10 protein-coding genes are annotated in these 14,059 nt (G+C 71.5%); 4 read left to right on the top strand and 6 right to left on the bottom strand.

From position 1 onward, the window contains the following. Positions 1 to 69: 69 nt before the first annotated feature. Positions 70 to 2,697 carry an EAL domain-containing protein gene (locus ABGA98_RS12915; RefSeq protein ID WP_347618479.1) on the bottom strand — a complete coding sequence of 876 codons (2,628 nt, stop codon included), beginning with the start codon at positions 2,695 to 2,697 and terminating at the stop codon, positions 70 to 72. 237 nt (positions 2,698 to 2,934) lie between these two features. Next, positions 2,935 to 3,843, bottom strand: a complete 909-nt coding sequence (locus tag ABGA98_RS12910; protein ID WP_347618478.1) for a 2-hydroxyacid dehydrogenase — start codon at positions 3,841 to 3,843, stop codon at positions 2,935 to 2,937. A 50-nt stretch (positions 3,844 to 3,893) separates the two neighbouring features. On the opposite strand from ABGA98_RS12910, the gene ABGA98_RS12905 reads away from it, so the two are divergent. Further along, a complete protein-coding gene (locus tag ABGA98_RS12905) occupies positions 3,894 to 4,970 on the top strand; it encodes a PQQ-dependent sugar dehydrogenase (protein WP_347618477.1) in 1,077 nt (358 codons plus the stop codon). A gap of 16 nt (positions 4,971 to 4,986) precedes the next feature. On the opposite strand, the gene ABGA98_RS12900 is transcribed toward ABGA98_RS12905, so the two are convergent. The 3 genes from ABGA98_RS12900 to ABGA98_RS12890 form a co-directional block, all read right to left on the bottom strand. After that, positions 4,987 to 6,969 (bottom strand): VanW family protein, encoded by a 1,983-nt coding sequence (locus tag ABGA98_RS12900; protein WP_347618476.1) that lies wholly within the window; start codon positions 6,967 to 6,969, stop codon positions 4,987 to 4,989. A gap of 92 nt (positions 6,970 to 7,061) precedes the next feature. Further along, entirely contained in the window at positions 7,062 to 7,724 is a 663-nt protein-coding gene (locus ABGA98_RS12895; protein ID WP_347618475.1) for a response regulator, read from the bottom strand. Next, positions 7,721 to 9,298, bottom strand: coding sequence for a sensor histidine kinase (locus tag ABGA98_RS12890; protein WP_347618474.1), 1,578 nt, complete (start codon positions 9,296 to 9,298; stop codon positions 7,721 to 7,723). The genes ABGA98_RS12895 and ABGA98_RS12890 overlap by 4 nt, the downstream gene beginning before the upstream one ends. 164 nt (positions 9,299 to 9,462) lie before the next feature. Here ABGA98_RS12890 and ABGA98_RS12885 point away from each other — a divergent pair, with 164 nt between their 5' ends. The 3 genes from ABGA98_RS12885 to ABGA98_RS12875 are packed head-to-tail and all read left to right on the top strand — an operon-like array spanning position 9,463 to position 12,437. Continuing rightward, complete coding sequence (locus tag ABGA98_RS12885; RefSeq protein WP_347618473.1) at positions 9,463 to 10,431, top strand: tripartite tricarboxylate transporter substrate binding protein; 969 nt, start codon at positions 9,463 to 9,465, stop codon at positions 10,429 to 10,431. Beyond that, a complete protein-coding gene (locus ABGA98_RS12880; RefSeq protein WP_347618472.1) occupies positions 10,431 to 10,916 on the top strand; it encodes a tripartite tricarboxylate transporter TctB family protein in 486 nt (161 codons plus the stop codon). Before ABGA98_RS12885 ends, ABGA98_RS12880 begins: the two co-directional genes overlap by 1 nt. Further along, on the top strand, positions 10,917 to 12,437 hold the full coding sequence (locus ABGA98_RS12875; RefSeq protein ID WP_347618471.1) for a tripartite tricarboxylate transporter permease: 1,521 nt from the start codon (positions 10,917 to 10,919) through the stop codon (positions 12,435 to 12,437). A gap of 132 nt (positions 12,438 to 12,569) precedes the next feature. Here the strand turns inward: ABGA98_RS12875 and gatB are convergent, their stop codons facing one another. Further along, positions 12,570 to 14,057 (bottom strand): Asp-tRNA(Asn)/Glu-tRNA(Gln) amidotransferase subunit GatB, encoded by a 1,488-nt coding sequence (gatB, locus tag ABGA98_RS12870; protein WP_347618862.1) that lies wholly within the window; start codon positions 14,055 to 14,057, stop codon positions 12,570 to 12,572. Positions 14,058 to 14,059: the final 2 nt, after the last annotated feature.

The following is a 14,059-nucleotide window of genomic DNA, read 5'->3' as shown; positions in this document are numbered from 1 at the left end:
TCACTGCGAAGCATGGCTTACACGATAGCCGCTCCGAACGCCCCAGTGTCAACTTGGTGGACACATGTCTCAAACGGTGAGACTCGTCCGCATCAGGGAGTCGACCCCGCGGGCCGCCATGGGCCTGGCCACCAGGAAGCCCTGCCCCCGCGTGCACCCCATCTGCTTGAGCAGCTCCAGTTGCTCGGGACGCTCGATGCCCTCGGCCACCACGACGAGCCCCAGGTCGTGGCCGAGCCGCACGATGGTGCGCGTGAGCAGCGTCAGCGTGTCGTCCTTGCCGAGGCCCGACACGAACGACGGGTCGATCTTGATCATGTCGACCGGGAGTTGCCGCAGGAACGCCAGCGACGCGTAGCCGGTGCCGAAGTCGTCGATGGCCAGGCGCACGCCGAGCGCGCGCAGCTCGGACAGCCGCTTGATGGTCTCCTCGGCGTCCTCGACCAGCATCTCCTCGATCACCTCGAGGGTGAGCGCCGAGGCGGGCAGCCCGCTCTCGGCCAGCGCCTCCTCCACAGTCTCGACGAACCGGGGCGCGGTGATCTGGCGGGCCGACAGGTTGAGCGACAGGCCGATGTCCCAGGACTCGGCCCGCCAGGCGGCCACCTCGCGGCACGCCTCGCGCAGGATCCACTCGCCCAGCGGCACGATCAGCCCGGTGTCCTCGGCCGGGCCGAGGAACTGCTCGGGCGGCACGAACACCGACCCGCGCCACCACCGCACCAGCGCCTCCACCGCGGTCACCCGCGACGTGGCGAGGTCGACCACCGGCTGGTATTCGATCGCGAACTGCTGGTCGATCAGGGCCCGCTGCAGATCGGCGGCCAGCTCCAGGCGGCGCACGACGTCGGCGTGCATCTGCGCGGCGAACACCTCGACCCGCCGCCCGCCCAGCTCCTTGGCGCGTGCCATGGCGACGTCGGCGTTGCGGATGAGGTCGCCCGCGGGCATGTCGTCCTCGGTGAAGGCCACGCCCACGCTGGCGGTCAGGGCCACGTCGCGGTCGGCGACGCGGAACGGCTCCTGCGAGACCGCGCGGACGAGCCGCTCGGCCAGGTCGACCGCGAGCTGCGCCTCACCGCCCGTCTCCACCAGCACCGCGAACTCGTCTCCGCCCCACCTGGCCAGCGTGTCGTCGGCCCGGACGGCGCCGCGCAGCCGCCTGGCCGCCTGGCCGAGGAGGTAGTCGCCGCTGGCGTGGCCGACGGAGTCGTTGACCGAGGTGAACCCGTCGAGGTCGAGGAAGATGACCGCGGTGTTGGCCCCTCCGGTGCCCGGCGTGCGGCCGGAGAGCACCTCACGGGTGCGCTCTTCGAAGTAGGCGCGGTTGGGCAGCCCGGTGATGCCGTCGTGGAAGGTCAGGTGGGCGACCTGGTTGCGCAGGGCCTCCTCGTCGCTGACGTCTCTGGTGGTCACCAGCATCAGCTCGTCGCCGCGGACGTGGCGGGTGGCCACCGACTCGGTGGGGCGCCAGGTGCCGTCGGCGGCCCGCACCCGGCACGCGATCAGGCAGGCGCCCGGCGAGGCGCCCTCCTCGTCGAGGTGCATGGCCCGCATCGCGACCTGGATGCCGGGCACGTCTTCCGGGTGGATGTAGTCGAAGATCGACCCGCCCACCAGCTGGTCGGGGCGGTAGCCGTAGGTGGCCTCGACCCCGGCGCCGATCTCGCGCACCACGCCCTCGTAGTCGCACAGGAACACCACGTCGCCGGTGCTCTCCGCCAGCTCCCTGAGCTGCCGCTCGCCGAGCTTGACCAGGCCGCGCAGGCGCAGGTTGGTCGCCGACACCACGAACAGGCGCACGAGCAGGAGCAGCACGACGGAGACCGCGACCACCACGACGCCGGTGACCGCCGGCCCTTTCGGCCCTCCCGCCAGGTGCGCGAGCAGCGTGCAGGCCGCGATCGCGACCAGCGCCAGCGGCACCACGCTGATCACGCCGGCCACGGCGGGCCCGCCCGCCTGCCTGCCGGGCGGACCCCACGGGACGGCGGCCAGGAGCAGGAACGCGACCGGCGCGAGCATGACGCTCCAGAGCGGCGCGTCACCGCCGTCGAGCCGCGCCACCGCGACCGCCAGGCCCGCCACCGTCATGGTGGCGAGCACGCCGACGCCGGCCAGCCCGAGCAGCCATGAGGTGGCCTTGCTGGTGAGCACGGACGGGATGACGGCGAACGTGACCAGCAGCGCGATCATCGGCGGCAACATCACGAACGTGAAGGCGGCGGGGTCGGCCGCGTTGGCGTAGACGTGGCGCAGCGCCACCACCCAGCCGATCAGGAACAGCGAGGCGGCGCACAGATAGGCATCGGTGACCTGCCGTAAAACGGCTCTGGCCGGGAACCTGCGGTCGGCGGCGATCAACGCGCCACCGGCCGTGACACCGGCGCCGAGCAGCACGAACATGTCGGCGAAGCTGACCACGAAGCTTTCGGCGAAGGGACGCAGCGCCACACCGGCGGCCCAGATGACGGCGCCGCCGCCCATCCAGCGCGCGCCCATCGCCATGGGGCGATGCGCGGCCGACTTCACCGAGGCGATCAGCAGGGTGGTGGCGGCGGCCAGCGCCGCGAGCCCTCCCGCGACCGCGCCGGTGAGCAAGGGCTGACCGCCCGCGAGGAGCGCGGCGGCGAACGCCACCGCGCCGACCGCCGCCGCCGCGGTCAGCGGCACCCGTGGATCACGCCAGCGGATCACAGTCGTTGCCCATCCCGTCTCGTCCTCTGTGCCCATGACCCGCCGAAGCCCGGCGGACCACTTCGCCAGTGTGTGCGGTTGTGGGTGCGCGGGTGGTGACAACGCCGATGTCGTCACCGATCTGATAACCACACGGACCAATTGCTGCCAATAGCGCCTTGACAGCGAGTCAGGAACTCCCTGCAAACGTAACGCTACGCACCGAAGGTCACGGACCAGCCACGTTCGGGAATCCTCTCAGTACGTGTCGGTTATGACGTTGATCAGCTGCTCACCTGCGAGATAACGCTCCACCTGGGCCCGGATGAGGCGGAGCACGCGCCGCTCGGACGCGGGGGTGCTGCCCGCGACGTGCGGGGTGATCAGCACGCCCGGCGCGCTCCAGAGGGGATGGCCCTCCGGCAGCGGCTCCGGCGCCGTCACGTCGAGCGCGGCGCGCAGCCTGCCGGTCTTCAGCTCGGCGATCAGGGCGTCGGTGTCGACGATCCCGCCCCGGGCGGCGTTGACGAGCACGGCGCCGTCCTTCATGCGGGCCAGGAACGCGGCGTCCACCATGCCGGCCGTGTCGGGCGTGGCGGGCACGAGCAGCACCACGACGTCCGCCGCCGGCAGCAGCGCGGGCAGCTCGGCCATGCCGTGCACGCCGTCGCGGGCGGTCCTGGCCACGCGTACGACCTCGACCTCGAACCCGGCGAGCCGCCGCTCCAGCGCCGCGCCGATGGAGCCGTAGCCGACGATCAACACGGTGGAGTCGGCGAGGACGCCGGTGTGGTGGTAGGTCCACTCTCCCCTGCGCTGCGCGTCCACGAACCCGGGGAATTCGCGCACCACCGCCACCATCGCCCCGACCGCCCACTCCGCGGTCCCCGCGTCGTGCACGCCGCGCGCGTTGCACAGTGTCACGCCCTCGGGGATGTGCGGACGGTACGGCTCCACCCCCGCGGTCACGGTCTGCACGAGCCGCAACGAGCTCATCCGCGCCATCGTCCCCCGTACGTCGGGCACGGTGACCAGCGGCGGGATCCAGATCTCCACCTCATCGACGCCTTCCGGCATCGAGGTCGTGCTGTTGTACACGGCGCATTCGACCCCGGACAGGTCGGAAAGAGCATCAGCCGCCGAATCGGACGGAACCCAGGTCTTCATGCGGAGAACCTTACGACTCCGGGGGAAGTATGGAACACATGAGGAAGCCCATGAGGAATCACCGCGCGTTCCTGTCGCTGGCCGTGCCGCTGACCGTGCTCCTGAGCGGGCTCGCCGGCTGCTCCGGCGCCGGTGGTGATGTGCTCCCGACAGCCGCCGTGACCGCCACAGGGCCGGCCGCCGGCGACCCTGAGGACGTGGCGACCGGGCTGGCCGTGCCGTGGGCGATCGCGTTCCTGCCCGATGGCGACGCCCTGGTCACCGAGCGCGACACCGCCCGGCTGCTGCGGGTGACCCAGGACGGCGAGGTGAGCGAACTGGGCACGATCGAGGGGGTGACGCCGGACGGCGAGGGCGGCCTGTTGGGGGTCGCGGTCAAGGACCAGCACGTCTTCCTCTACTACACCGCCGCCGAGGACAACCGGATCGTCCGCTACCGGCTGACCGGCGACGCGCTCGGCGACCGCCGGGTGATCGTCCAGGGCATCCCCAAGGGGGGCATCCACAACGGCGGCAGGCTGGCCTTCGGCCCCGACGGCCACCTGTACGCCTCCACCGGCGAGACCGGCGACCGCGACCTCGCCCAGCAGCGCGACTCCCTCGCGGGCAAGATCCTGCGCATGACCGTGGACGGCGCCCCCGCCCCCGGCAACCCGTTCGGCACGCTCGTCTACAGCTACGGCCACCGCAACGTCCAGGGCCTGGCGTGGGACGGCTCGGACCGCCTGTACGCCTCCGAGTTCGGCGCCAACGCCTACGACGAGATCAATTTGATCGAGCCGGGCGCCAACTACGGCTGGCCCGAGGTCGAGGGCCGGGGCGATGACGAGCGGTTCGTGAACCCGATCCTCACCTGGTCGACGGACGAGGCCTCGCCGTCCGGCATGGCGTACGCCGGCGGGTCGTTGTGGGTGGGGGCCCTGCGCGGGGAGCGCCTGTGGCAGGTGCCGCTCGGCGCTGACGGCGCCGCCGGCCGGCCGGTCGCCCACTTCGCCGACCGCTACGGCCGCCTCCGCGCGGTCACCACCGCCCCTGACGGCACCGTGTGGGTGGGCACCAGCAACAAGGACGGCAGGGGGTCGCCGCGGGAGGGCGACGACCGCGTCCTGTCGGTCCCCACCTCGTGATCAGAGCCGTTCGGCGTCAGGACGCGGTGCAGGTGATCTGGGGCTGGGCACGGTATCTGGTGGTCAGCTTGTCGTCCTTCTTGACCACCCGGCCGTCCTTGTGGAACACCCGCATGACGTCGATGGTGAACCCCTGGGCGCCCGTCGTCGCCAGGCAGCCGGGTTCGTTGCTGGTCTCCCGCCGGAACTGGGTGAAGTCCCGCCGTTCCGACTCGATCGCCTCGATCTTGTCGTACCGCTTGGTGCCCCAGAGCGCCACCGTCACCGACGTCTGCGTGAACGTCGTCTTGATCAGCACGCCGTTGTCCGAGTCGTTGCGCCACTTCAGGTCCGACTCCGGATAGGTCAGCACGGCGTCACGCCCGGCGGGGAACTGGTCGGTGTAGTAGTCCATCGGCTTGTGCTCGACGTCCTCGAGCCCGCTGAAGTACGCCGCGTTGTACATCGTCGTGGCGAACTGCGAGACTCCGCCCCCGACGATGTTGACCAGGCGCCCGCCGACGGTCTCCGCCGCTTCGACGTATCCGTCCTCGAGGGTGCGCTCGCCCACGACATCGTTGAGCGAGAACGTCTCGCCCGGCTTGACGATGTGGCCGTCGAGCTCCTCAGCCATGCGCTGGATGTTCTTCGCGCGCGGCTGGCAGCAGGCGAAGTTCGTGGTGAAGGTGGCGAGGGTCTCCTTGATGCCGAGCTTGTTGATCTCCGAGGTCGCGACCGTGGGGGCGACGGTGCCCAGCCGCACGGGGATCGTCCGGTCCCCGCCCCCGGCGAACACCTTCTCGGCGTCCCTGGCCAGGAGCTTGTCGTTCACGCCATGGCCGGTGCGGGCGGGCACCAGGACCGGCTTGCCGTTCACGATGTCGTACGTGGCGTCGCGCGGCTGCTGGGCGGCGGAGACCAGGCTGCTCTCCACGTCGGTGAGCACCGCCTTGGCGTCGAACTGCGGTGCGAGCCCGCCGCTGCCGTCGGAGGCGAAGGACAGGTTGGCCGCGATCGCGGCGGGCGGGACCTGCGCCTGCTTACCGTCGAGGGTCAGCGTGATGGGGGCGGCGACGGCCCGCTTCGCCTTGGCCAGGGCCGCCCTGACGGCTTCCGGGGTGGTGGTGGGCTTGGACGGTCTCAGGGTGAGCACGACGGAGCCGCCGCCCCGCAGGAAGGCGTCGCCGATCCTCTTCACGGCGTCGTCCCTGTCGAGCAGCACGCCGTCCTGCGGCCGGCGCGCCTTCGGCGTCAGCCCGGAGAAGGCCACCCGGCCCTCCTGCGCGCGCTTGTCCACGGACTCGGCCAGGCCCTCGACGGTCCTGGTGAGCTGGGAGGTGTCGATGTTGATCTGCGGTTCGAGCTCGGTGGTGCCGGTCAGGCCGCGCCACACCTCCTGCGGGCTGGGAAAGCCGCTGGGCGCCTGGCCGATCGTGCCGACCACGTCGAGCTCCAGGCCGGCCTCGTCGGCCTGGATGGTGTCCTTCTTGCCGCCGATGTCGGCCACGACCGGCTTGCTCAGCTGGGCGGCGAGCTCGGTGCGCAGCTTGTCGGCCGCCTGGGTGACGGTCAGTCCGCCGATGTCGATCCCCGACACGCGGGTGCCGCGCAGCACGCTGCCGGACATGAGCACGGCGGGCACGACGTACGACAGCACGGCGAGCAGCAGGACGACCGTGAGCAGGCCCGGCAGCAGGCGCCGTTTGCGCGGCTCGGGCTCGAAGGAGGGCGGGTGCTCGCGTGGGCTCTCCTGGCCGAACGCGGACCCCGGGTCCTTGCCCGCCATCGGCCACGGCTGCGCCGGTGGCGGTGCCGGCGGCAGCGCGCCGCCCGAGGGACCGCCCGCGGCGCTCGGGGCTTGGGCCTGCCGGGGCTCCTGTCGTTCCGGCGGTCCGAAGATGTCCCGGGAGACGCCCGGGGGCAGGCCTTCGATCCGCGGCTTCTTGGAGACGCTCGACGTGGGCAGTGGCACCGAGGCGAACGGGTCGGTCGGTGATTCGATCGGTCCGGCGTTTCGCACGCCTCAATCTCCTCCCGGTCCGCAGCCAAGTCTCAGGCAACAGTAAGGCACGCGGATCCGCATATGTCACGGGAAATGACTACGGAAGTGTGTCAACCTAGCCACCGGTAGCGATGTTCTGGACGACCGGCCGTGCCGTAACGCGGCCGGAGTTCGGCCTGCCCCGCCGCGCATAGGTGTTCGAGATAGCGGCGGGCGCTCACCCGTGACAGGCCCGTGAGCTGGGCGGCCTCGGTCGCCGACAGGTCGCGGCCCGCCTCCCGCAGGCTGTCGGCGACCAGCGCGCACGTGGCCGGCGACAGACCTTTGGGCATGGGGGCCGCGGTCATGGGCGTGCCGAAGAGCCGGTCGACGTCGTCCTGGCGGGCCTCGGGGCCGATGGCGGTGATGCGCCTGCGGGTGTCGGCGTACTGCTGGAGCCGCTCGGTCAGCGCGGTGGCGGTGAACGGCTTGATCAGATAGTTGACCGCGCCGCCGCGCATGGCCTCCTTGACCGTCGGCACGTCGCGGGCCGCGCTGATCATGATGACGTCCACGTCGTTGAGCGCCTTGAGCACCTCGAGCCCCGACATGTCGGGCAGGTAGATGTCGAGCAGCACGAGGTCGGGCCGCAGCTCCGCCGCCGCGGCCAGCGCGCCGGCCCCGTTGTGGGCGACGGAGACGACGCTGAACCCCGGCACGCGGGACACGTAACCGCTGTGGATCCGCGCGACCATGAAGTCGTCGTCGACGACGAGCACCCTGATGGCGTTCACGAGCCCGCCCCCGCCCGCTCCCTGGCCGGAAGGAGAGCCGTGAAGACGGCGCCGCCCGCGTTCGTCACCCGCACCCAGCCTCCTCTGCGCAGGCACGCCTGCCGGGTCAGGGCCAGGCCGAGACCGCGCGGCCCCGACTGGGCGGCCTTCGTCGTGAAGCCCTCCCTGAAGACCTCCTCCACCAGGCCGGGAGCGATGCCGGGGCCCGAGTCGCCGACGCGCACCCGCAGCCCGTCGTGATCGGCCCGCACCGACACCTCGATCGTGCCCTCGGCGCCGTCGAGCGCGTCGATGGCGTTCGCGACCAGGTTGCCCACCACCAGCACCGCGTCCTGCGGGTCGCCGAGCAGGCCGACCGGCACGGTGGAGTCGTCCGACAACACGAGCGTGGCGCCCCGCTCGGCCGCCTCCGCGGACTTGGCCAGCAGCAGCGCGGCCAGGGTCGGGTCCTGGACCCGCTCGCGCAGCCCGGCCGCGTACGAGCCGCCGGTGGTACGGGTGATGAAGCCGATCGCGGCCTCGTGCTCGCCCAGCTCCAGCAGCCCGACGACGGTGTGCATGCGGTTGGCGAACTCGTGTGCCTGCGCCCGCAGCGCCTCGGTCGCGCTGCTGGCGTCGTCGAGCTCGCGGGCCAGGTGGACGAGTTCGGTACGGTCGCGCAGGGTCACCACCCAGCCGCGGTGGTGGCCGCGTACCGAGACCGGGGTGCGGTTGAGCACCAGCACCCGGTCGCCGTGCAGCACGACGCGGTCCTCGCCGGGGTCGGCGCCCCCGAGCACGTCGCGCATGCGCTCGGAGACCGGCATCTCGGTCAGGTCGGCGCCCACGTCGCCCAGCAGCTCGCGGGCGGCGTCGTTGACCAGGGTGACACGCCCGCCGAGGTCGAGCGCCAGCACGCCCTCCTTGACGCCGTGCAGCACCCCCTCGCGCTGCTCCAGCAGGGCGGCGATCTCGCGCGGCTCCAGGCCGAACGTCTGCCGGCGCACCCGCGCGGTGATCAGCGCGGCCAGCGCGAGGCCGGCCAGCAGCACGGCGAGCGCCGTCCAGATCAGCGGCGGGAGCGCGTCGACGACCTGGCTGATGACCGTGGTCTCCAGCACGCCGACCGAGACCAGGCCGATGATGTCGCCATATTCGTCGCGGATGGGCGTCTTGCCCCTGACCGTGGTGCCGATCGTGCCGGTCTCCTTGCCGACCCAGCTCCGGCCCGTCCTGAGCACCGTGCTGCCGTCGGTGGACAGCTGCTTGCCGATCAGCGAGGCGTTGGGGTGGGCGTAACGTCTCTGGTCGGTGTTGGCGATCACGACGTAGTCGGCGCCGGTCTCCTGCTGCACGCTCATGGCCAGCGGCTGCAGCACCGTCTCCGGTTCGCTCAGCTTGAACGCCTCCCGGACCTGCGGAAGCGCGGCCACCGACTGCGCGATCGCCAGTGCCCGTTGCTGGTGGAGCGAGGCCAGCTGATCACGCGTGTGCTCGGCCCACACGCCACCGGTGCCCCCCACGGCGAGCAGCACGATCACCATCTGAAGCGCGAACAGCTGGGTCCCGAGTGAGGCCTCACGAACCCGTCTCACGGGCACATGGAAACAAATCGAGGTCACGGCCAGGTCGCGGGGGTGCCGCGGGAGCCCGCGACCAATACGACCACTATGACGGCAACCGCGCAAAGGGTCGACTCCGGAAGGTAAGGGCTTCACGATCCGGGTCTTGTAACCGTGAAACCCTTCTTGGAGTGATCATGCGCTTGCGCGTATTCGCCGCCCTCGCGGCACTCTCCCTTGGCGCGCTGACCGGCTGTGGCGAGACGACGGGCACCTCCGCGAGCTCGCCGTTGCGGATCATGGCCCCGGCCGCGCCGGGGGGCGGCTGGGACCAGACCTCCCGCATCGCCGAGCAGGCCATCAAAGCGGCCCACCCGCAGCGCAAGGTCGAGGTGTACAACGTGCCCGGCGCCGGAGGCACGATCGGCCTGGCCCAGCTCGCCGGCGAAAAGGGCAACGGCAACCTGCTGATGACCATGGGCCTGGTCATGGTGGGCGCCATCGAGCAGAACAAGTCCAAGGTCACGCTGGCGGAGACCACGCCCATCGCCAAGCTGACCGAGGAGTACGAGATCGTCGTCGTGCCGGCCGCGTCGCCGTACAAGACGCTGGACGACATGGTGGCGGCCTGGAAGGCCGACCCGTCGAAGGTGTCCATCTCCGGCGGCTCCGCGGGCGGCACCGACCACATCGTGGCCGGTCTGATGGCCAAGGCCGCGGGCATCGACCCCAAGCAGGTCAACTACATCGCCCACTCGGGCGGCGGCGAGGCGCTCAACGAACTGCTCGGCAACAAGGTCAGCGCGGGGATCTCGGGCGTGGCCGAGTTCGCCGAGCACGTGAAGTCGGGCAAGCTGCGCGCGCTGGGCGTCACCTCGGGCGAGCGGCTGCCGGACCTCGACGCTCCCACGCTGAAGGAGTCCGGGCTCGACGTCGAGCTGGCCAACTGGCGCGGCTTCGTCGCCCCGGCCGGGCTCTCCGACGCCGACAAGAAGGCGCTGACCGACCTGGTCACCAAGATGCACGACGCGCAGCCGTGGAAGGACGCGGTGGCCAAGAACGGCTGGATCGACTCGTTCCAGACGGGACAGCAGTTCGCCGACTACCTGGCCGCCGAGCAGACCAGGGTCAAGGCGATCATCGCCGAAATGGGGCTCGTCTCCTGATGGCCCGCTGGTGGCGGCCCGAGCTCGGGCTGGCGTTCGTCGTGCTGGTGCTGGGCGTGCTCGTCGTGGTCGGGACGCTCGACGTCTCCGCCGCGGCCTCCCAGCTCGGCCTCGGGCCGCGCTTCTTCCCCATGCTGGTGGGCGGCGCCATGGTGCTCATCGGCCTGTTCTACGTGGCCGACGTCGTACGCGGCGGGCGGGGCGACCCCGAGGAGAGCGAGGACGTCGACGTCGACGCCCCCGCCGACTGGCGCAGCGTCGGGCTGGTCAGCGGGATCTTCCTGGCGTTCAGCGCGCTGCTGAACGTGCTCGGCTGGATCATCGGGGCGAGCCTGCTCTTCTTCGGCCTCGCCGTGGTGCTCGGCGCCGAGCACAGAACGCGCGCCGCCCTGATCGCGGTGGTCGTGGCGATCACCACGTACCTGCTGTTCGTCAAAGGGCTCGGCGTGTCGCTGCCCGGCGGGCCGCTGACGGGGGTGATCTAGGTGGAGTCGTTGCAGCTCCTCCTCGACGGCTTCGCCGCCGCGCTCACCCCGGTCAACCTCATGTACGCGCTCATCGGCGTCACGCTCGGCACGCTCGTCGGCGTGCTGCCCGGCATCGGGCCCGCGATGACCGTGGCGCTGCTGCTGCCGATCACGTTCACGGTGCCGCCGGCCAGCGCGTTCATCATGTTCGCCGGCATCTACTACGGCGGCATGTACGGCGGCTCCACCACCTCCATCCTGCTCAACACGCCGGGCGAGTCCGCCTCCATGATCACGGCGCTGGAGGGCAACAAGATGGCCAGGCGGGGCCGGGCCGCCCAAGCGCTGGCCACGGCGGCCATCGGCTCGTTCGTGGCCGGGACGATCGCGACCGCGCTGCTGGTCGTGGCGGCGCCCGCCGTGGTGAGCTTCGCGATCTCGTTCGGCCCCGAGGACTACTTCGCGCTGGCCGTCCTCGCGTTCACCGCCGTCTCATCCGTGTTGTCCCGTTCGGTCGTACGCGGCCTGGCCTCCCTGGGGCTCGGCCTGGTGATCGGGCTGATCGGCATCGACCAGCAGACCGGCCAGGCCCGGCTCACGCTGGGCATCCCGCAGCTGCTCGACGGCATCGACGTGGTGATCGTGGCGGTCGGGCTGTTCGCGCTCGGCGAGTCCCTCTACGTGGCCTCGCGGCTGCGCCACGCCATGCCCGAGGTGGTGCCCGTGGGCCGGGCGTGGATGGGCCGCTCCGACTGGGGACGCTCCTGGCTGCCCTGGCTGCGCGGCACCGCGCTGGGCTTCCCGTTCGGCGCACTGCCCGGCGGCGGCGCGGAGATCCCCACCTTCCTGTCGTACGCGGCCGAGAAGCGCCTGGCGCGCGGCGTGGCCCGCGAGGAGTACGGCAAGGGCGCGATCGAGGGCGTCGCCGGCCCCGAGGCGGCCAACAACGCCTCCGCCGCCGGCACCCTGGTCCCGCTGCTCACGCTGGGCCTGCCGACGTCGGCCACGGCCGCGATCCTGCTGGCCGCCTTCCAGCAGTACGGGCTCCAGCCCGGCCCGCAGCTGTTCGACCACAACCCCGCGCTGGTGTGGGGCATGATCGCCTCGCTGTTCATCGGCAACGCGATGCTGCTGGTGCTCAACCTGCCCATGGCGCCGTTGTGGGCGCGCGTGCTGAGGATCCCCCGCCCGTACCTGTACGCCGGGATCATCCTCTTCGCCGCGCTCGGGGTCTACGCCGTCAACGGCACCGTGGTGGACCTGTTCGTGCTCTATGTGCTCGGCCTGCTCGGCTACGCCATGCGGCGCTTCGGCCTTCCGGTCGCACCCGCGGTGATCGGCATGATCCTGGGCCCGATGGCGGAGATCCAGCTCCGCAGGGCACTGGCCATCGGCGCGGGGGACGCGAGCGTGCTGGTGGGCAGCCCGATCGCGGTCGTGCTGCTGGTGCTGGCGCTCCTCGCCCTGCTCACGCCGCTGCTGAAGAAGGCGCTGGCCCGGCGCCACGTCGAGACGGCCCCGCCGACCCGCAACGAGTGACCGTACGCCACCCGCCACGACCGTTGACCGGGCCGGCCGACCGGGCCACCTTGCACGCGCCGGCCACCACGGCCACGCGCCGGGGCCCCGCCGTTGGAGCGGCGGGGCCCCGGCGGCCGCGGAGAGGATCGGTTATTCGGAGACGCCGAGCTTCTCCAGGATCAGCTGCCGGGCGCGGGCCGCGTCGGCCTTGCCCTTGCTGGCCCGCATCACGCCGCCCACCAGTGCACCGGCCGCGGCGATCTTGCCGGAGCGCACCTTGTCGGCCGCGTCGGCGTTGTCGGCCAGCACCTGGTCGATGATCGCGGACAGCTCTCCCTCGTCGTTGACGATCTGCAGCCCGCGCTTGTCGACCACCTCGTCGGGCGTGCCCTCGCCGGCCAGCACGCCGTCGAGCACCTCGCGCGCCAGCTTGTCGTTGAGCGCGCCCGAGGCGACCAGCTCGGTCACGCGGGCGATGTCGGCCGGCGTGATGGGCAGGTCGGCCAGCGGGGTGGCGGTCTCGTTGGAGCGCCGCGCCAGCTCGCCCATCCACCACTTGCGCGCGTCGGCGGCCGGGGCCCCCGCCGCGACCGTGGCCTCGACCAGGTCGATCGCGTCGGCGTTGTGCATGGCCTGCATGTCGAGGTCGGACAGCCCCCACTCGGTCTGCAGCCGCTTGCGCCTGACCGACGGCAGCTCGGGCAGCGCCGCCTTCAGCTCGGCCACCCAGGCCGGGTCGGGCGCGATCGGCACCAGGTCGGGCTCGGGGAAGTAGCGGTAGTCCTGCGCCTCCTCCTTGGACCTGCCGGACGTGGTGGTGCCGGTGTCCTCGTGGAAGTGGCGGGTCTCCTGGACGATCTTCCCACCGTTGGTGAGGACGCCCGCCTGCCGCTCGATCTCGCTGCGGACGGCCCGCTCGACGCTGCGCAGCGAGTTGACGTTCTTCGTCTCGGTGCGGGTGCCCCACTCGGACGCGCCACGCGGCATGAGGGAGACGTTGACGTCGCAGCGCAGCGAGCCCTCCTCCATGCGCACGTCGGAGACGCCGAGCGAGCGCATGATCTCGCGCAGCTCGGTGACGTAGGCCTTGGCCACCTCCGGCGCGAGCCGGTCGGTGCCCGGGATGGGCTTGGTCACGATCTCGACGAGCGGAATGCCGGCCCGGTTGTAGTCGACGATCGAGTAGTCGGCCCCGTGGATGCGGCCGGTGGCGCCGCCCATGTGGGTGGACTTGCCGGTGTCCTCCTCCAGGTGCACGCGCTCGATCTCGATCCGCACGGTCCTGCCGTCGACCTCGACGTCGACGTAGCCGTCGAAGCAGAGCGGCTCGTCGTACTGCGAGATCTGGTAGTTCTTCGGCATGTCCGGATAAAAGTAGTTTTTCCGGGCGAAGCGGCACCACTCGGCGATCGAGCAGTTCAGTGCCAGGCCGATGCGGATCGTCGACTCGATGGCCATGGTGTTGGCCGTCGGCAGCGCGCCGGGCAGCGCCAGGCAGGTCGGGCAGACCTGCGTGTTGGGCGGAGCGCCGAACGCCGTCTTGCAGCCGCAGAACATCTTCGACCTGGTGCCCAGCTCGACGTGCGTCTCCAGGCCGAGCACCGGCTCGAACGTGTCGAGCGCTTCGTCATAGACCATGG

The organism is Nonomuraea sp. B1E8 (assembly GCF_039871515.1).
GTDB lineage: Bacteria > Actinomycetota > Actinomycetes > Streptosporangiales > Streptosporangiaceae > Nonomuraea.
The sequence above is the reverse complement of the archived record's forward strand: the minus strand, read 5'-3'. Positions and strand labels throughout refer to the sequence as shown.

Bases quoted from the DNA above. Each gene is read 5' to 3' on its own strand.
- ABGA98_RS12910 (WP_347618478.1), bottom strand. From the start codon at position 3,843: ATGAAGACCTGGGTTCCGTCCGATTCGGCGGCTGATGCTCTTTCCGAC.
- ABGA98_RS12905 (WP_347618477.1), top strand. From the start codon at position 3,894: ATGAGGAATCACCGCGCGTTCCTGTCGCTGGCCGTGCCGCTGACCGTG.
- ABGA98_RS12885 (WP_347618473.1), top strand. From the start codon at position 9,463: ATGCGCTTGCGCGTATTCGCCGCCCTCGCGGCACTCTCCCTTGGCGCG.
- ABGA98_RS12880 (WP_347618472.1), top strand. From the start codon at position 10,431: ATGGCCCGCTGGTGGCGGCCCGAGCTCGGGCTGGCGTTCGTCGTGCTG.
- gatB (WP_347618862.1), bottom strand. From the start codon at position 14,057: ATGGTCTATGACGAAGCGCTCGACACGTTCGAGCCGGTGCTCGGCCTG.